Annotated in this window: 16 protein-coding genes and 1 pseudogene; 9 read left to right on the plus strand and 8 right to left on the minus strand. The window is 59.3% G+C overall.

The genetic code is table 11. The features are described from left to right. Nucleotides 1-72 precede the first annotated feature (72 nt). Nucleotides 73-996 (plus strand): annotated as a pseudogene (locus ACIOVB_RS10690) (carbon-nitrogen hydrolase family protein). Nucleotides 997-1,110: 114 nt separating this feature from the next. Here the strand turns inward: ACIOVB_RS10690 and ACIOVB_RS10695 are convergent. The 4 genes from ACIOVB_RS10695 to ACIOVB_RS10710 all read right to left on the minus strand — a co-directional run bounded on the left by ACIOVB_RS10695 (nucleotide 1,111) and on the right by ACIOVB_RS10710 (nucleotide 4,795). Beyond that, on the minus strand, nucleotides 1,111-1,659 hold the full coding sequence (locus tag ACIOVB_RS10695) for a GNAT family N-acetyltransferase (RefSeq protein WP_401267410.1): 549 nt from the start codon (nucleotides 1,657-1,659) through the stop codon (nucleotides 1,111-1,113). A 53-nt stretch (nucleotides 1,660-1,712) separates the two neighbouring features. Beyond that, a complete protein-coding gene (locus ACIOVB_RS10700) occupies nucleotides 1,713-2,186 on the minus strand; it encodes an LEA type 2 family protein (protein WP_187678349.1) in 474 nt (157 codons plus the stop codon). Nucleotides 2,187-2,252: 66 nt separating this feature from the next. Further along, nucleotides 2,253-3,719 (minus strand): nucleobase:cation symporter-2 family protein, encoded by a 1,467-nt coding sequence (locus tag ACIOVB_RS10705; RefSeq protein WP_305443510.1) that lies wholly within the window; start codon nucleotides 3,717-3,719, stop codon nucleotides 2,253-2,255. 182 nt (nucleotides 3,720-3,901) lie between these two features. Further along, nucleotides 3,902-4,795: a LysR family transcriptional regulator gene (locus ACIOVB_RS10710; RefSeq protein ID WP_401267412.1), complete on the minus strand. Its 894-nt coding sequence runs from the start codon at nucleotides 4,793-4,795 to the stop codon at nucleotides 3,902-3,904. 99 nt (nucleotides 4,796-4,894) lie between these two features. Here ACIOVB_RS10710 and ACIOVB_RS10715 point away from each other — a divergent pair, with 99 nt between their 5' ends. The 5 genes from ACIOVB_RS10715 (at nucleotide 4,895) to ACIOVB_RS10735 (ending at nucleotide 9,381) form a co-directional block, all read left to right on the plus strand. After that, nucleotides 4,895-5,986 (plus strand): polyamine ABC transporter substrate-binding protein, encoded by a 1,092-nt coding sequence (locus ACIOVB_RS10715; protein WP_401267413.1) that lies wholly within the window; start codon nucleotides 4,895-4,897, stop codon nucleotides 5,984-5,986. Between the two features lie 27 nt (nucleotides 5,987-6,013). Further along, nucleotides 6,014-6,973: an agmatinase gene (gene speB, locus ACIOVB_RS10720; RefSeq protein WP_401267415.1), complete on the plus strand. Its 960-nt coding sequence runs from the start codon at nucleotides 6,014-6,016 to the stop codon at nucleotides 6,971-6,973. A gap of 93 nt (nucleotides 6,974-7,066) precedes the next feature. Beyond that, nucleotides 7,067-8,185, plus strand: a complete 1,119-nt coding sequence (gene zapE, locus ACIOVB_RS10725; RefSeq protein ID WP_401267417.1) for a cell division protein ZapE — start codon at nucleotides 7,067-7,069, stop codon at nucleotides 8,183-8,185. Between the two features lie 17 nt (nucleotides 8,186-8,202). Next, the gene (locus ACIOVB_RS10730) at nucleotides 8,203-8,784 is read left to right on the plus strand and encodes a DinB family protein (protein WP_401267419.1); all 582 of its coding nucleotides are present in this window, start codon (nucleotides 8,203-8,205) and stop codon (nucleotides 8,782-8,784) included. A gap of 99 nt (nucleotides 8,785-8,883) precedes the next feature. Beyond that, nucleotides 8,884-9,381, plus strand: coding sequence for a GNAT family N-acetyltransferase (locus ACIOVB_RS10735; protein WP_401267422.1), 498 nt, complete (start codon nucleotides 8,884-8,886; stop codon nucleotides 9,379-9,381). Between the two features lie 85 nt (nucleotides 9,382-9,466). Here the strand turns inward: ACIOVB_RS10735 and ACIOVB_RS10740 are convergent, their stop codons facing one another. The 4 genes from ACIOVB_RS10740 to ACIOVB_RS10755 form a co-directional block, all read right to left on the minus strand. After that, nucleotides 9,467-9,676, minus strand: a complete 210-nt coding sequence (locus ACIOVB_RS10740) for a hypothetical protein (RefSeq protein WP_401267424.1) — start codon at nucleotides 9,674-9,676, stop codon at nucleotides 9,467-9,469. 139 nt (nucleotides 9,677-9,815) lie between these two features. Then, entirely contained in the window at nucleotides 9,816-12,062 is a 2,247-nt protein-coding gene (locus ACIOVB_RS10745; RefSeq protein ID WP_401267425.1) for a TonB-dependent siderophore receptor, read from the minus strand. A 146-nt stretch (nucleotides 12,063-12,208) separates the two neighbouring features. Continuing rightward, nucleotides 12,209-13,957 (minus strand): phosphoethanolamine transferase CptA, encoded by a 1,749-nt coding sequence (locus ACIOVB_RS10750; RefSeq protein ID WP_401267428.1) that lies wholly within the window; start codon nucleotides 13,955-13,957, stop codon nucleotides 12,209-12,211. 200 nt (nucleotides 13,958-14,157) lie between these two features. Then, nucleotides 14,158-14,340: a DUF6026 family protein gene (locus tag ACIOVB_RS10755; protein WP_283436578.1), complete on the minus strand. Its 183-nt coding sequence runs from the start codon at nucleotides 14,338-14,340 to the stop codon at nucleotides 14,158-14,160. Nucleotides 14,341-14,613: 273 nt separating this feature from the next. Here ACIOVB_RS10755 and gnd point away from each other — a divergent pair, with 273 nt between their 5' ends. From gnd to ACIOVB_RS10770, 3 genes are read left to right on the plus strand one after another with little or no spacing between them, the layout of a single operon-like run. Continuing rightward, nucleotides 14,614-15,594, plus strand: a complete 981-nt coding sequence (gnd, locus tag ACIOVB_RS10760; RefSeq protein WP_187678362.1) for a phosphogluconate dehydrogenase (NAD(+)-dependent, decarboxylating) — start codon at nucleotides 14,614-14,616, stop codon at nucleotides 15,592-15,594. Further along, a complete protein-coding gene (gene zwf / locus ACIOVB_RS10765; RefSeq protein ID WP_401267431.1) occupies nucleotides 15,591-17,114 on the plus strand; it encodes a glucose-6-phosphate dehydrogenase in 1,524 nt (507 codons plus the stop codon). The genes gnd and zwf overlap by 4 nt, the downstream gene beginning before the upstream one ends. Further along, nucleotides 17,111-17,920 carry an HAD family hydrolase gene (locus tag ACIOVB_RS10770; protein WP_401267434.1) on the plus strand — a complete coding sequence of 270 codons (810 nt, stop codon included), beginning with the start codon at nucleotides 17,111-17,113 and terminating at the stop codon, nucleotides 17,918-17,920. Before zwf ends, ACIOVB_RS10770 begins: the two co-directional genes overlap by 4 nt. The last annotated feature ends 55 nt before the right edge of the window (nucleotides 17,921-17,975 follow it).

Here is a 17,975-nt window from a genome sequence, read left to right on the forward strand (position 1 = left end):
TGATCGGGTCTTTATTCATGATCGCTGTGCGCTGGAGAATCAGCAACACTTGATACTGACGGAGTCATCGTGATGCCAAAATCAATTGTTGCAGCGCTGCAGATCGGTGCCTTGCCCGGTGGCAAGGGCGAAACCCTGGAGCAGATTCTGGGCTGGGAAGCGGCGATCATCGAGTCCGGCGCGGCATTGGTGGTGATGCCGGAAGCGTTGCTCGGCGGTTATCCGAAAGGTGAGGGATTCGGCACGCAACTGGGTTATCGACTGCCGGAAGGGCGCGAAGCATTTGCGCGGTATTTTGCCAATGCCATTGATGTGCCGGGTGCGGAAACCGAAGCGCTGGCCGGTTTGTCGGCCCGCACCGGGGCCAATCTGGTGATCGGCGTGATCGAGCGTGCTGGCAGCACCCTGTATTGCACGGCGTTGTACTTCGATCCGCAGGGCGGTCTGGTCGCCAAACACCGCAAACTGATGCCCACCGGCACGGAGCGACTGATCTGGGGCAAGGGCGACGGTTCGACGTTGCCGGTGCTCGACAGCCAGGTCGGCAAGCTCGGTGCGGTGGTGTGCTGGGAAAACATGATGCCGTTGCTGCGCACGGCGATGTACGCCAAGGGCGTTGAAGTCTGGTGCGCGCCGACCGTGGATGAGCGCGAGATGTGGCAGGTCAGCATGCGCCATATCGCCCATGAGGGACGCTGTTTTGTGGTCAGTGCTTGTCAGGTGCAGGCATCGCCAGATGAACTGGGGGTGGAGATTGCCAATTGGCCAGCGGATCGACCTTTGATTGCCGGGGGGAGCGTGATTGTCGGGCCAATGGGCGATGTGCTGGCGGGGCCGTTGCGCGGGGAGGCGGGGTTGCTCACGGCTGCAATCGATACCGACGAATTGATCCGCGCTCGCTACGATTACGACGTGGTCGGCCACTAGGCACGGCCGGATGTCTTCGAATTGTCTGTGGACGAACGCGCCAAGCCGGGTGTGCGTTTCAACACATAATTCCTGTCACTTGAAACCCTGTAGGAGCTGCCGAAGGCTGCGATCTTTTGATCTTTTTTTTTACAATCAAGGTCAAAAGATCGCAGCCTTCGGCAGCTCCTACAGGGGCGGGGTTCAGTGTTGAGTGCTCAGCCATTCCTCACGAGTGATTTCCCAGATTTCCCGAGGAAGTCGGCCGCTGACAAAGTTGTCTTCATCGGTACGTATCAAGCGCATCCCCGCACGCTCGGAGAGTCTGCGCGAGCCAATATTCGGTGCCGCTTTCGGCACACGCATCAGCGGGCGGTCGAGGGTTTTGAACCAGTAGTCAGTCACCGCCACACTGGCTTCGGTCATCAGGCCCTGGCCTTGCCACGCCGGCGCGAGCCAGAATCCACGGTTGTTGTCCTGTTGATCCATCAGGCTGATATTGCCGATCAACTGCTGCGGCGAGGCCTTCAGGCGAATCGACCAATGCCACTCCTTGCCAGCCACCATCGCTGGCAGCGCCATGTCACGCAAATAGGTGAGGGCGCCATCGTCCGGGTAGGGCCAAGGGACAGCGGCGTTGAGGTATCTTACCACTTCCCAGTGCGCAAACTGTTGCTGTACGGCCTCGGCATCTGCCAATTGCAAAGGGCGCAGGATCAGCCGTTCGGTATACAGCGTGGGTGTGTCTTCCATAAACCTGCGGCCTCCATGAGTGTCTTTGATAGACGTGCGAAGCTAACGCATTTTTACCAGGTCGCGGCGCTGGCCTTGGGCAGGCTGAGCTTGCCGCTGTCGGTAAAGCGCATGGTGCCGAACAGCCCGCCGGCGAGTTTGCCGCGCAGCACGTAGGGCAGGTTGTCGAGGGTCTGCGTCTGGCTCAGGCCGAGGGTCTGGCGTAGCACGGAGAATGCGGAAACGCTGACCGGTACGCTGACGATGGCTTCAGAGAAACGCCCGATGGTGCCGCTCTGATCACTCACGCCCGAGGCCAGCGAGTGGCCGTTGACTTCCAGATCCAGGGCAATGCCGTTGTAGTCGATGGCGGTTTCGTTGGGGTTCTGCACGCGCAGCTTGATGGCGAAACGCACTTCAAGATCCTGGCTGGTCAATGGCTCAATACCGACCACATTGATATTCACCGGATCGCGATTGGGGAACAGCGCACAGGCACTGAGGGACAACAGCAGTAGCGACAGGATGACGGCGTGCAGACGGCGCATAAACAGTCTCTCAACAAAAAAGGGCTGAACCGTTACCGGCGCAGCCCTTTTTCGCAGGCGTCGCTTTTAACGGTTCAACTGTGCGACAGCCGCTGGCGAGGCAGGTTCACCTTTGGCCGGGACATCCGGGTTTTCCATGACCTGAAGAATAGAGGCTTCCGGGTCGAAGTCGTCTTCTTCCAGTTCGATGAATTCTTCCGGCAGGAAGATGTTCAGCACGATAGCGCACAACGCCCCGACGGTGATTGGCGATTCGAAGATGTTACGCAGCGCTTGTGGCAGCTCGCGCAGGACTTCCGGCACGGCGGCAATGCCCAGGCCCATACCCAGGGAAATCGCCACGATCAGCATGTTGCGTCGATGCAGGCCAGCCTCGGCGAGGATCTTGATCCCGGCCACGGCGACGGTGCCGAACATCACCAGTTCCGCGCCGCCGAGTACCGGTTTCGGCATCAGTTGCAGCACCGCACCGATCATCGGGAACAACCCCAACACCACCAGCAGACCAGCGATAAAGAAAGCGACGTAGCGGCTGGCCACGCCGGTCAACTGAATCACGCCGTTGTTCTGCGCAAAAGTCACCATCGGCATGCTGTTGAATACGGCGGCCATGGCCGAGTTGAGACCGTCGGCGAGCAGCCCGGACTTGATCCGGCGGATGTACAAAGGGCCTTTGACCGGTTGCCGGGAGATCATCGAGTTGGCGGTCAGATCACCGGCAGCTTCCAGCGGCGACACGAGGAAGATCACCGCCACCGGCACGAACGCCACCCAATCGAAATTGAAGCCGTACTTGAACGGCACCGGCACGCTGACCAGAGGCACTTCAGGCAGGCTGGCAAAATCCACGGTGCCCATCAGCCACGCGACCACGTAGCCGAGGGTCAGACCGATCACAATCGCGCCCAACCGCAGGAACGGCACGTCGACGCGGTTCAACACCACGATGGTGCCGAGCACCAACGCTGCCAGAAACACATGGCTGGCCGCGCCCAGATCGGCCGCGCCGAAACCGCCGGCAATGTCGGTCATCGCCACTTTGATCAGCGACAGGCCCATCAACGTAATGATCGTGCCCGTGACCACCGGGGTGATCAGCATGCGCAGCTTGCCGATGAACTGGCTCAGCACCACTTCAATGAATGCTGCGAAAAAGCACACACCAAAAATTGTCGAGAGGATTTCATCGGTGCCGCCACCGCGAGCCTTGACCATGAAACCGGCGCTGAGAATCACGCTGATAAAGGAAAAACTTGTGCCTTGCAGGCACAACAACCCCGAGCCGACCGGGCCGAACCGCTTGGCCTGCACGAAGGTGCCGAGTCCGGAAACGAACAGCGCCATGCTGATCAGGTAAGGGATTTCACTTTGCAGGCCTAGGGCGCCGCCCATGATCAGGGTCGGGGTGATGATGCCGACGAAGCTCGCCAACACGTGTTGCAGCGCGGCAAACACGGTAGCAGTGAGGTGCGGACGGTCGTTGAGGCCGTAGATCAGATCGTTGTTGCGTGGGGCTTTTTCAGAGGCGGTCATGGTGATTTGCGTGCCGTGAGGCGGGGCCGGGTCAGAAAATGGAGGCGCAGAATGCCGGAAGAGGGCGGCGAGGGCAACGCAATAAAACTGCCTGAAAGGTCAGGTTTTACTGGGCGAGGAAGGTTTATCCTTCTGTAGGCGCTGCCGAAGGCTCGGGCCGCGTTCGGACGATCTTTTAATCTTCAAGCAAACGCAGCAAGCAAATCCTCTTCAAAGGCAATCTGCGCATCCCCGGGTACCTGCGCCCGGTGCCGAGCCAGATGAAACGCCACGTCAAAACTCAACTCGCCTTCGCGCACGGGCCGCAACAAGCCCTTTTCCTGCCAGCCACGCGCATAGTGATCGGGTAGATAACCGACATGTTTGCCCGACAAAATAAACGCCAGCGTGCCCTCGACCTGCTCCGAACGCGCCGAGCAGTGTTTTCCCTGAAACGGCTCATCAAACCGCAAAAACCGATACGGATGATCGACCCGGTCACAGGCCTCGATCGCGGCATCACTGGGCGCAATGTCGGTGAACAACGGATGACCCGGCGCGCAATACAAGTGCTGTGTCTCGCTGAACAACTGGCGGTAGTCGAACGCGCTTTGCACCTGGGAGAAATAGCCGATTGCCAGATCCAGCCGCTGTTGCAATAGCAAACGCTCCATTTCGCCGGGCATGGCGCTGATCAACTCGATGCGCACCGATTCATCCCGTTCCCGGAAGCGGCGGATGGCTTCGGCCACCCGTTGCAATACCGATTGGTCGACCGCTTCGGAAATACCCAGGCGCACTTCACCGATCAAACGCCCGGCGACGCCGTTGGATTGATGGCGGAAGGTTTCAATCGATTCGAACAGGGTGCGAACAGCGATCAGTAATTGCTCGCCCTTGGGCGTAACACTGAAACCGCCCTTGCCACGGCTGCACAGGCGATAGCCGAGGCGAGTTTCCAGTTTGGCCATTTGTTGGCTGATGCTCGACTGGCTCAAGCCCAGTTCGCCTTGCGCTGCACTGAACCCGCCGCACTCGACCACCCGGACGAACAGGCGCAACAGCTGCAAGTCGACATCGTGAAGCTGCCCGAGCATCACATTACTCCGCAATAAAGTCAGGTTAACAAACTTGGAATTTTGACAATGTATCCGAGCGCGCATCCTGTCACCACTTCCTCCGGTCAGGTGTTCGTCATGGCTCCCGTGTTCAAGCTGTGTTTCCCCGCGCTGTTGCTGTCCGTGGTCATCAATGCTCAGGCCGAGGACAAAACCCTCAATCTCTATAGTTGGGCCGACTACGTGCCGCCGCAGACCTTGCAGCGTTTCGAGCAGGAAACCGGCATCCACGTGCGCTACGACACGTTCGATAGCGCTGAGGTGCTGGAAACCAAGTTGCTCACCGGCGGTAGCGGTTACGACGTGGTCGTGCCGTCCTCCAGCGTATTGGCCCGTGGGCTGGCGGCCGGAGCACTAAAAGAGATTCCTCACGATGGACTCAAGGGCTACGCCAACCTTGACCCGGATCTGCTAAAGAAACTCGCCGCCGTCGATCCTGGCAATCGCTACGGCGTGCCTTATACCTGGGGCACGCTCGGTCTGGGCATCAACGTCGAGGCGGTGAAACAACGTCTGCCGGACGTGCCGTTGAACAGCCTCGACTTACTGTTCAAGCCTGAATATGCGAGCAAGCTCAAGGACTGCGGCATCGCGATGCTCGATTCGCCGCAGGAAGTCATCGGGCTGGCGCTGCACTACCTCGGTAAAGATCCCTACAGCACCGACAAGCAGGATCTGGCCGCCGCCGAGGCGTTGTTACAGAAACTTCAACCATCGGTGCTCTATGTTGCGACCGGGCGCCAGATCAACGATCTGGCCAGCGGCAACGTGTGTCTGGCGCTGACGTACAACGGTGACGCGAGTATGGCGGCCGATCAGGCGCGCAAGGCCAACAAACCGTACGAAGTCGCCTACCGCATTCCAAGGGAAGGCACGCTGATCTGGCAGGACAACCTGGCGATCCCCAAAGACGCGCCGCATCCCGAGGCGGCGCGGGCGTTCATCGAGTTCATGCTGCGCCCCGATTCGGTGGCCGAACTGACCAACACACTGTTTTTTGCCAACGCCAATCAGTCCGCGACACCGCTGGTGGATGCGGCGGTCCGCAACGATCCGGATATCTACCCACCGACCGACGTGCGCGAACGGCTCTACGCCGACCGCAGCATGAACCTCAAGGACATGCGTCAGCGCACGCGTCTGTGGACCACTTTCCGTAGCCATCAATAACTCATCAATAACAACAGGAGCACACCGATGGATCAGCCCATGCTCAATGACCAGGCCCTGACCCGTGACAGCCTGTTCGGCACTGCCGCCGAAAGCACCTACGCCGGGATCACCAGTTTCATGCGCCGCCGCTATAGCCGCGACTTGCGCGGTGTCGACGTGGCGGTCAGCGGCGTGCCGTTCGACACCGCCACCAGCAACCGTCCGGGCGCGCGCTTCGGGCCACGGGGGATTCGCGCGGCGTCTACTGGCATTGCCTGGGAACGCCACTGGCCGTGGGCATTTGATCCGTTCGATCATCTGGCAGTGATCGATTACGGCGATTGCGATTTCGATTACGGCTCGCCGCACACCATCCCGGAAAGCATTGAGGCCCACGCTGAATATATTCTCAGTGCCGGCAGCGCCATGCTCACGTTCGGTGGCGACCACTTCATCAGCTATCCGCTGCTCAAGGCCCACGCACGCAAGCACGGCACGCTGTCGCTGATCCACTTCGATGCGCACAGCGATACCTGGCCGGACGAGGAGGGTAAACGGGTCGATCATGGCACCATGTTCTGGCATGCCGCGCGGGAAGGTTTGGTAGACCCGGCGCGTTCGGTGCAGATCGGTTTGCGCACCACCAACGATGATCATCAGGGCTTTCAGGTACTCGACGCCCGACAGGTGCATCGGCAAGGCTGCGAGGCGATTATCGAGGCGATCCGGGCGCGGGTGGGCGACAACCCGGTGTACCTGACATTCGACATCGACTGCCTTGACCCGGCTTTTGCCCCGGGTACCGGAACGCCGGTGTGCGGCGGATTGAGCACTGTACAAGCGCTGGAAATTCTCGGCGGCCTGCGCGGCATTAATCTGGTGGGCATGGACGTAGTGGAAGTTGCGCCGGCCTACGATCACGCGGAAGTCACCTCGCTTGCGGCGGCGACATTGGCCATGGAAATGCTCTGCCTCTACGCCGCCAGGCACAAAGTCGATCTCTGAAGCCCACAAAAACCTGTGTAGGAGCTGCCCGAGCCTTCGGCAGTTCCTACAGGGGATGTTTGGGCTGCAGGGCATCGTGGCATACTGCCGCGCATGACTTTCGACTCCCCGCTAAGCGCCTGGCAGCACGCCATCGAACACAAGGGTTTCATCCAGGATGAGGCTCAGGAGCATGCCGTCTGGGCGCTGCAAAAATGCCACGAAGCTTTGCACACCGGCGCTCGATCGATCACCGGGGTGTATTTGTGGGGGCCGGTCGGACGCGGCAAGACCTGGCTGATGGATCAGTTCTATCAGAGCCTGCGGGTGCCGGCGCGGCGTCAGCATTTCCATCACTTCATGGGCTGGGTGCACCAACGTTCATTTCAGTTGACCGGGATCGCCGATCCCTTGCGCGCATTGGCCAAAGAGCTGGCGGCAGAGGTGCGGGTACTCTGCTTCGACGAACTGTTTGTCAACGACATCGGCGATGCGATCATTCTCGGGCGATTGTTTCAGGTGATGTTCGACGAAGGCGTGGTGGTGGTCTGTACGTCCAACCTGCCACCGGATGATTTGTACGCCGACGGCTTCAATCGCGACCGTTTCGTCCCGGCGATTGCCGCGATCAAGGCGCATATGCAAGTGGTCGCGGTGAACGGCGCCGAGGATCATCGTTTGCATCCGGGGGCGATCCAGCAGCGCTACTTTGTTGCCGCTCCCGAGGGCGTCAGTGCATTAGATGAAGTCTTTAAAACGCTGACGGCCGGGCAATCGTCCAGCGCCGAGCCGGTGCCGGTTGGTCATCGCGTGTTGAACGTGGTGCAGGCCAGTGAAACCGTGCTGTGGTGCCGTTACGCTGATCTGTGCGAGCAACCGTTCGCCGCGATGGATTTCATCGCACTGTGCGACACCTATCGGGCTATTCTTTTGAGCGACGTGCCCAACCTCAGCGCACAGAAGCGCGAAGGGCGCATCGCTCGCGGCACCGAAGACGGCGCCCAGCGGGTGGTGGCGGGTGATCGTGAATTGCCGCAGTTGTCGGTTCACGACGATGGCGTCCGGCGGTTCATCGCGCTGGTCGACGAGTGCTACGACCGCAAGGTACCGCTGTACATCGAGGCACACGTGGCCATGGACGCGCTGTACACCGAGGGCTATCTGGAATTCCCGTTCCGGCGGACCCTCAGCCGTTTGCAAGAGATGCAGTTGCAGCGCTTTGCCGAAGCTTGAGTGAAGAGGGCGCATACATGACTCAGCCGCTATCCCATCATCTGCTGACCATGGCTTACCAGAATGCCTGGGCCAATCACCGCTTGGCCAAGGCATGGACGCAACTCGACGACGCAGCACTGACAGCGCCACGTGTGAGTTTCTTTCCCGGCATCCGCCTGACCCTCAATCACATCCTGACGTGCGACTGGTTCTACGTGGATGCGCTGGAGCGCGAGTTGCGCGGTGATGAGCCACACCCGGACTGTTATGTGTTTTTCAACGCTGACGAACCGTTTACCGGCGCTGCTCGATTGCGCGAAGAACAGGCCCATGTAGACCGGCGGCTGATCGCTTATTGCGAGCAACTGCGCGATGCCGATCTTGGACGTATCGTGACAATCGCCCGCGATACCCCGCAGCACGACAGTCGTCTGCGCATGCTTTCGCATCTGTTCGAGCACCAGATTCATCACCGTGGCCAGGTCCACGCGATGCTCAGTGATACATCGGTGAAGCCTCCGCAACTGGACGAGTTTTTCTGCGTAGGCGAGGCCGGATTACGAGCTGTGGATTTCGCTGAACTGGGCTGGACCGAGGAGCTGGTCTGGGGGCATTGATCTTTTGATTTTGCTTTTCGCATCATGCTCGCGCTAAGGTCGGAGAGCCTTTCAGCAAGCACTTTGCGCGTTGGGGCTTTTGTGTGTTTGGGGATGGAAATGGATTCCGCAGAAATTCTTGTGCTTCAAGCCAGTTACACCAATCCACTGCACGCCGAGGCCATCGGCGTGGTGCTCAATCACTATGCAGAAGACCCCATGGGCGGCGGTCACCCGATCGACCCTGAATTGCTGCGCCGGTTGCCTGAAGAACTGGCGCGGCGAGCACATGCATTCAGCGTGCTGGCGTTTGTCGGCGGCGAGCCGGCCGGGCTGGTGAACTGCTTCGAGGGCTTTTCCACCTTCGCCTGCAAGCCGTTGGTCAACGTCCACGATGTGGCGGTGATGAGCAAGTTTCGCGGTTTGGGGCTGAGTCAGAAAATGCTGCGCAAGGTCGAGGAAATCGCCCGGCAGCGCGGCTGCTGCAAGATCACTCTTGAAGTCTTGGAAGGCAATGCAATTGCGCAAAACGCCTACAGCAAGTTCGGCTTTGCGCCTGGCATGTTCGACCCGAATCACGGGCGCATGCTGTTCTGGATCAAGAATCTGCAGGCATAAAAAAGGCGCCCGAAAAGGGCGCCCAACTGTCATCTCCCCATCCTGCGCACAGTCGTGGGAGGTCCATCGGTTGCTCGATAAAAACTCAGTCGCGATAGGACTCGGTCACTTGCGCCGTCTGATCGGCTGGAACCCGGATTTCTTTCGCTTTGGCGTCGCTCGATTGCTCGCTTTGCGCGTGGTGTACCGGGAAGTTGTCGTAGTAATAGCGCATGCGTTCCGCGCCACCTTCGGCGAAGGCGCTGGCGGAACCAAGGGCGAGTAGCCCGGCAAGGATTGCAGTGGTGATTTTCATGGTGCCTCCTACTGAACAAGTGGGAGCCGTTCGTCCATGAAGCAGACTTCGGGAGGAAGTTTGTGCGGCGGGAATTAACTCGGGGTTAACACCTGTTGGAGGAGGGTTATCCCCCAACAGGTTCAGTCTTGCAGCGCTGTCAGAGCTTCCAGTCCAGACTCAACGTCACGGTTCGCGGATCGCCCCAGTACACGCCGTTGTAGAAACCGACGTTCTCGTAATACTTCTTGTCGAACAGGTTGTCGACGTTCAGCGAGGCCGAGAGGTTTTTGTCGATGGCATAGCGCGACATCAACTTGACCACGGTGTACGCGCCCTGGTTGATCCGAGTGCTTTCAGTGATGAACTTACCGGCTGCATCGCGACCGACGGGGCGTTTCGCATCGCCATAGATGCTGCTTTGCCAGTTCACCGCACCGCCCACGGTCAATGCCTGCCAGTTGCCCGGCAAACGATACGCCGTGGAAATGCGCAACAGGTTCAGCGGCGCCTTTTCATTGGTGCGCTGTTTATCGCCGTTTACCGAATGGGTGTAGGTGTAACCGGCAGTCATGTTCCAGCCGTCGAGGATTTCGCCGGAGACCTCGGCTTCGAAGCCGTTGACCTTGTTGCCCTTGCCGCCGGATTTGTAGAACTCTTCGCCAGTGGCCGGATCCGGCGGGACGGAATTGTCACGCTCGGCAACGTTCTCCTGCTTGCTCCAGAACAGCGCAGTTGCAACGTTCAGCCGCTCTTGCAGCAAGCTGCCCTTGAGCCCCACTTCGTAGTTGCTGCCAACCACCGGTTCCAGGTATTTGCGGCTGCTGTCGCGGTTGTTCTGCGGTTTGAAAATATCGGTGTAGCTGACGTAAGCGGTGTATTGCGGGGTCAAGTCGTAGAGCAGGCCGGCATAGGGGGTCCAGATGTCGTTCTGCTGCTGATGAGTCGTGTCAACGCGGGTCAGTTGCCGGTTATCGTCATAGTAGTAATCGGCATTTTTGCCTTCCCAACTGCCGTAACGACTGCCGATCACGGCATGCAAATCGTCAGTCAGGCTCAGGCGCGTGGCAACGTAGCCGGCCTTTTGCCGGGTGCTGCCTCTTGAACCGGTCAAATCGCTGACGGTGTCGGGGAATTTGCCGATATTGCCCATGTACTTCCAGTCGCGGATCTTGCCGTAATCGGCGGGAAGACTGCCGGTGAAGGTTTTCGGGGCATAGGAGCGGTGTTCGGCTTCGCCATAACCGAGCATCAATTCGTGCTCGCGGCCGAGCAGCGAATAAGGACCAGATACGTTGAAGTCATAGACGCTCATTTTCTGCGTGCCGATCATGTGGGAGGTGTAGGCGACCATGCCGCTGCGGTCAGCCTCGGGATAGCCGGCGCCGCCGTAGTAGATCTTGCCGTCGACATCGCTGGTGCGGTGGGTGTAGGCCGCTTTCACACGCCAGCCTCCCGCCAGTTCCTGATCCAGTGTGGCGAACGCGGTTTTGTCCTTGAGTGGCCAAGAGCTCCAGGACGTCGCCATGTTGGTCGAACGGCCCAGTTTTGCCTTGCTGCCGTCGGCATTCCAATAGGGCACGGTACCCCATGACGACCCTTGCACCTGTTTATCCTGATAGTCATAACCCACCGCCAGCACGGTGGAATCAGTCAAGTCTGCTTCAAGAATCCCGTAGCCGACCTCGCGTTGCAGCGCGTACTTGTCGCGGATCGACTGGCTGTCGCGATAGGCCATTACCGTGCGGCCACGCAGGCGGCCATCGAAGGCCAGCGGGCCGCCAACATCCACGTAGCTGTAGTAATTGTCGTAACTGCCGCCGCTGACCCCGGCCAGCGCCTGCCATTGCGCCGTCGGACGCTTGCGCACCATGTTGATGGTCGCCGAAGGATCGCCTGCGCTGGTGGTCAGGCCGGTTGCACCGCGAACCACTTCGATGCGGTCGTAAATGATGGTGTCGGCATCGGTCTTCATGCGATCGAAGGTGTTGAGCATTCCGTCGATCTGGAAGTTGTTGATCGAATAGCCGCGCGACGAATAGTTGACCCGATCCGAGTCAAGGTGCTGCACCACCACGCCAGTGGTCTGGCCCATGGCCTCGGACAATGTACCGAGCTTGAAATCATCCATTTGCTGGCGGGTGACCACGGACACCGATTGCGGGGTTTCCTTGATCGACAGGTTCATCCGCGTCGCGGTACTCATGGCACCGGTGGTGTAGGCGTCGGTGTTTTCGGTGTTGCTGCCAAGGCCTTGGGCGGTGACGCTGGTTGATGCCAGTTCCAACGCCGTGGCGGCAGGCTCCGACTGTTTTTCCGCTTCGGATTCCGCCAGCAGATCGGGGCTCAGTGCGGCGCCGCAGAGGCCGAGCGTGAGGGTCATGGAACGGGTAATGGGCGCGAACATCGCAGCCGACTCCTTGTCTTCGAGGGAAAAATTCCGTTTGTTCAAAGACGAAGCGCAGTTCTGCGATTTAGTATCAAACGAGAAATATTGTTATTTGAAAATGTTGCAGGCATGAAAAAGGGGCCGGTTTCGGCCCCTTCGCGGTATTACTTTTGCGCGACATCCGCGGGTGCGGGTGAGGCGGGTTTCGGCTTCATCAGGCTGAAATCAATCAGCGCTCGCTGGTCAGTTTGATAAGGGTCGCCGATCAGCAGTGGACGAACCTTGAAGCTGTCGCTCACCAGGCTCTTGCTGCGGTCCAGTTCATCGAAACTCAAACCGGCCATGTCGGCCCAGGTGTGGATCAGGTGCGAGCTGCTGTACGGTCGCTGCAGGTCGGCAGCGAAGTTCCAGTCATGGTTTTCCTTCCATTTCGGCGAGGCCCAGGCCATGAACGGAATGGTATACATCGGCGCCGTCGGTTTGTTTTCGTTACGCCCAAGGGTTTTGTGTCCGACCGAGTCGAACACGTCTTCGCCGTGGTCAGAAAGATACAGCAGGAAACCGTTCGGATCGGATTTGGCGTAATCCTTGATCAGGCTCGACACGACAAAGTCGTTGTACAGCACGGCGTTGTCGTAGCTGTTGTAGGTCGGCACCTGGTCGTCACGCACGCCGGCCGGTACCCCGTTGCGGTCCTTGAACCTGTCGAAGGTCGGCGGATAACGGTACTGATAGCTCATGTGGGTGCCGAGCAGATGCACAACGATCAACTTGCGCGGCGCCGCATCAGCCAGGGCCTTGTTGAACGGCTCGATCACGTCGCCATCGTACTGGGCGGCGTTCTGATTACGGTTGTTGTTCAGGTATACCTGCTCGTCAGCCTGCTCGGAGAAGGTCGTGAGCATGGTGTTGCGCTTGGTCATGGTCTGCTGGTTGGTGATCCAGAAGGTCTTGTACCCCGCCTGTTTCATCATGCTGACCAGCGAAGGCGTGGACAGGTACAGATCCGGATTTTCTTCGTCAGCGAACGTCAGTACTTGCTGCAACGCCTCGATGGTGTAAGGACGCGGGGTGACGACGTTGTCGAATACCGCCAGTTGATCCTTGAGCTTGTCCAGTTCCGGTGTGGTGTCACGCTGGTAGCCGTACAGGCTCATGCGCTGACGATTGGTCGACTCACCAATCACCAGCACCAGGGTCGATGGCTGATCTGCCGAGGCAGTCTTGAGGTTTTTCAGCGGCGGGATCTTGCTCGCGCTATGCAGCATGCCCTGCATGTCAGCCAGTGTGTCGAGATAGCGGTGATACGCCACGGCCATTTGCCATGGCACGGCGGGCTCGATGCGGGTTTCGAACTTCTCGAAACCCTGAGCGAAGGTGCCCATGCGCAGGGTTTGCTTGACCAGCGGATAGCCGACCACCGCGATCACGATGGCGGCGGCAGCGACCATGGCCCGGGCACGGGGCATGTACACCGGGCGCAGGCGAGTCCACAGGAAATAGGCAAACGCGGTATGAGCGAGGAACGCCGGAACCATCCACCAGGCGAAGTACTGGGTCATGTACTCGCCGGCTTCGGACACGTTCGATTCGAACATGATGAAGATGACGCTCTGGGAAAACTCCTGCTGATAGATAAAGAAGTAGCCCAGGCTGGCCATCGAACAGGCCCACAGCACCAGACCGATTATGCCGGCAAGCAGTTTTGTGCGCTTGGGGAAGAGCAGCATCGGAGCCAGCCAGATCGCGCTCATCACGAACGCCTGACGGAACCCGGTGAAACCGGAGGTGCCGGTGATCTGAATCAGCAGTTGGGTAATACCCGAGAAGTACCAGAAGAACACAAACAGCCAGATAAAACCGGCCCAGTCGAAACCTGTCGCAGTCGTTTTGCTGCGTTTGAACAATGCCATTCGGCGCTCCAGCTCAATCGTTACTACCACCGCCGGGACATCCGTGAAGCCGACGAACGGAGGCCGTACGCGAGGGTACGGCCAGAATAGGAGCGGAGTATCACGAAGGGAATGTGAAAGTTTTGTTAATTACTGCCGAAGCGGCCAGAGGTGCAACATGACGGGAACAGCGTTTGCCGTTCCCGGATCAGGCGGGGAGATCAGGCGTGCGGGTGACGCTGAACAACCGGAAGCGGTTTGGGCTGAACGCCCTGGGTCAACGCGCGCAACTGCGCCAGTTCCTGCTTCAATTGGTCGCGCTCGTCCTTCAACTGGCGCAATTCATCACGACGAATCGTGACGTACAGGGTTTGTGGCGGCATTGCTGTGTGTACTGTACCCATTGCTCACCTCGCAAATGGCGTGTCTCAACTGTAAATAGCCCCCGTTCTGGGGTGCTGACTTACTATCGGCGCCAATTTTGGTTTCTTTTGCCCCTCAAGGGAACTTTTTTATTTTTCATGGTCGGTGTGTCTTCGGCACGATTCAGCGCGTTATCAGTCTGAATCGGGCACAATGCCCGGAAACTTCATCCCGACGCTCTGGACTAACCTCCATTAGTCGCGTTGGGCTATAACCTTTGACACACATTTATTTGTAGTAAGGAGCATCAGCACATGCAACTCGGGATTATTGGACTGGGCCGCATGGGCGGTAACATTGCGCGGCGCCTGATGCTCAACGGTCACACCACCGTTGTTTACGACCGCAATACCGCTTTCATCGATAACCTGGTCGCCGAGGGCTCTACTGGCGTTGCCGATTTGCCAGCACTGGTTGCCGGCCTGGACAAGCCGCGCGCGGTTTGGGTCATGCTGCCGGCCGGCGCACCGACCGAAGACACCATCGAAACCCTGAGCAACCTGCTTGAAGCCGGCGACACCATCATCGACGGCGGCAACACCAACTATAAGGATGACATTCGCCGAGCCAAGACCCTGGCCGAGAAGGGCTTGCACTACATCGACGTCGGCACCTCCGGTGGCGTCTGGGGCCTGGAACGCGGCTACTGCATGATGATCGGTGGTGACGCCGAAACCGTGCAGCGTCTCGACCCGCTGTTCGCCGCTCTGGCCCCGGGTATGGGCGACATTCCGCGCACCAAGGATCGCAAGTCCGATGACCACCGTGCCGAGCACGGCTACATCCACGCCGGTCCCGCCGGTGCCGGGCACTTCGTGAAGATGATCCACAACGGCATCGAGTACGGCATGATGGCGGCCTTCGCCGAGGGCTTCGATATTCTCAAGACCAAATCGAGCGAGCGCCTGCCGGAAGATCAGCGTTTCGACCTTAACGTGGCGGACATTGCCGAAGTCTGGCGTCGTGGCAGCGTAGTTTCCTCGTGGTTGCTCGACCTGACTGCAGACGCGCTGGCCAGCGACCCGAAACTCGACGGTTTCTCGGGTTCGGTGGCTGACAGCGGCGAAGGTCAATGGACCATCGAAGCGGCCATGGAGCAAGCGGTGCCGGTGCCGGTGTTGTCGAACTCGCTGTTCTCGCGTTATCGCTCACGTGGCCAGGGCACCTTTGGCGACAAGATTCTTTCGGCCCAGCGCTTCGGCTTCGGCGGCCATGTGGAGACACCGAAGAAATGACCCATACGATCCGCAGAAAATCCAAGGCAGAACCCGCACCACCGACCACGCTGTTTCTGTTCGGTGCCCACGGCGACCTGGTCAAGCGCTTGCTGATGCCGGCGCTGTACAACCTCAGTCGCGACGGCTTGCTTGACGATGGTCTGCGGATCGTCGGCGTTGACCACAACGCCATTACCGATGAAGCCTTCGCGCAGAAGCTTGAAGACTTCATCCGTACCGAAGTAGCGGCGAAGGTCGGCAAGGGCGATCAGATGCTTGATCCGGCCTTGTGGGCCAAGCTCGCCAAAGGTATCAGCTACGTCCAGGGCGACTTCCTCGACGACAGCACTTATTCAGCCCTGGCGGCGAAAATCGCCGACAGCGGCACCGGCAATGCGGTCTTTTACCTGGCTACTGCTCCGCGTTTCTTCAGCGAAGTGGTGCGTCGTCTCGGCGCCGCCAAACTGCTGGAAGAGACCCCTGATGCGTTCAGAAGGGTGGTGATCGAGAAGCCGTTCGGCTCCGATCTGCAAACCGCCGAAGCGCTGAACGCCTGCCTGCTCAAGGTGATGTCCGAGAAGCAGATCTATCGGATCGACCATTACCTGGGCAAGGAAACCGTGCAGAACATTCTGGTCAGCCGGTTCTCCAACAGCCTGTTCGAAGCCTTCTGGAACAACCATTACATCGACCACGTACAAATCACCGCCGCCGAAACCGTCGGCGTAGAAACCCGTGGCAGTTTTTACGAGCACACGGGCGCACTGCGTGACATGGTGCCTAATCACCTGTTCCAGTTGCTGGCCATGGTCGCCATGGAACCGCCGGCGGCGTTCGGCGCCGATGCCGTGCGTGGCGAGAAGGCCAAAGTAGTCGGCGCGATTCGCCCATGGACTGTTGAAGAGGCGCGCGCCAACTCAGTACGCGGCCAGTACAGCGCTGGTGAAGTCGGCGGTAAAGCGCTGCCCGGTTACCGCGAAGAGGCCAACGTCTCGCCCGACAGCAGCACTGAAACCTACGTCGCATTAAAAGTGATGATCGATAACTGGCGTTGGGTCGGCGTGCCGTTCTACCTGCGTACCGGCAAACGCATGAGCGTGCGTGATACCGAGATTGTCATCTGCTTCAAACCAGCGCCCTATGCGCAGTTCCGCGATACCGAAGTCGACGAGTTGCAGCCCACCTACCTGCGTATCCAGATTCAGCCCAACGAAGGCATGTGGTTCGACCTGCTGGCCAAGCGGCCAGGGCCGGCGCTGAACATGGCCAACATCGAGCTGGGATTTGCCTACAAGGATTTCTTCGAGATGCAACCGTCGACCGGCTATGAAACGCTGATCTACGACTGCCTGACCGGCGATCAGACGCTTTTTCAGCGCGCCGACAACATCGAGAACGGCTGGCGTGCGGTGCAGCCGTTCCTCGATGCGTGGCAGCAGGATGCCAGCATTCAAACGTATGCTGCCGGTGAAGACGGCCCGCAGGCTGCCGAAGATCTACTGACTCGCGATGGTCGCGTCTGGCACGGCCTCGGATGAGTAAACCGATCCGTTTTCTCCTGAGTGACATGGACGGCACGTTGTTGCTGCCCGATCACACACTGAGCCAGCGCACTGTCGACGCTGTTCGTTCGTTGCGCGAGGCCGGCGTGCTGTTCAGCCTCGCCACCGGGCGCCCGCCGAAAGCGATGTTGCAGCAGATTGAAGCCTTGGGCGTCGACCTGCCAACTGCGGCATTCAATGGCGGCACCATCGTCAATCCGGACGGCAGTTTGCTGGTTGCGCATTACCTGCCCGCGACGACCGCACTGATTGCTCTGGCGACGTTCGCTGACCAGCCAGACGTCGAAGTGTGGGTGTTCAGTGGCGGCGACTGGTTGGTCAAAGACCCGCATGGGCCGATGGTGTCGCGTGAGCAGCACGGTCTCGGCTATCCGCCAGTCGTGGTTGAGAGCTTTGAACCGTACCTGGAGCGCATCGACAAGATTGTCGCGACCAGCAACAACACTGAGTTTCTGATCGAACTGGAAGCGCGCCTGTTACCGAAGGTCAACGGCATGGCGCAGGTCTCGCGTTCACAGCCGGTGTATCTCGACGTCACGGCGCTGGAGGCCAACAAGGGCACGGCGCTGGCAACCATTGCCGCGCATCTCGACATCCCGTTGGAACAGACAGCGGCGATTGGCGATGGTGGCAACGATCCGGCGATGTTCCATTGCGCGGGACTGTCGATTGCCATGGGGCAGGCGGAAGAGGCGGTGCGGCGTCAGGCGGATGTTGTCACCGGTTCAAACACCGAAGACGGCGTGGCTCAGGCGATCGAGAAATACATCCTGCCGCGCTGACCTAACCGGAAAACCCAATGTGGGAGCGAGCCTGCTCGCGAAAGCGGTGTGTCAT

This window comes from Pseudomonas sp. NPDC087639 (genome assembly GCF_044743385.1).
Taxonomy (GTDB): domain Bacteria; phylum Pseudomonadota; class Gammaproteobacteria; order Pseudomonadales; family Pseudomonadaceae; genus Aquipseudomonas.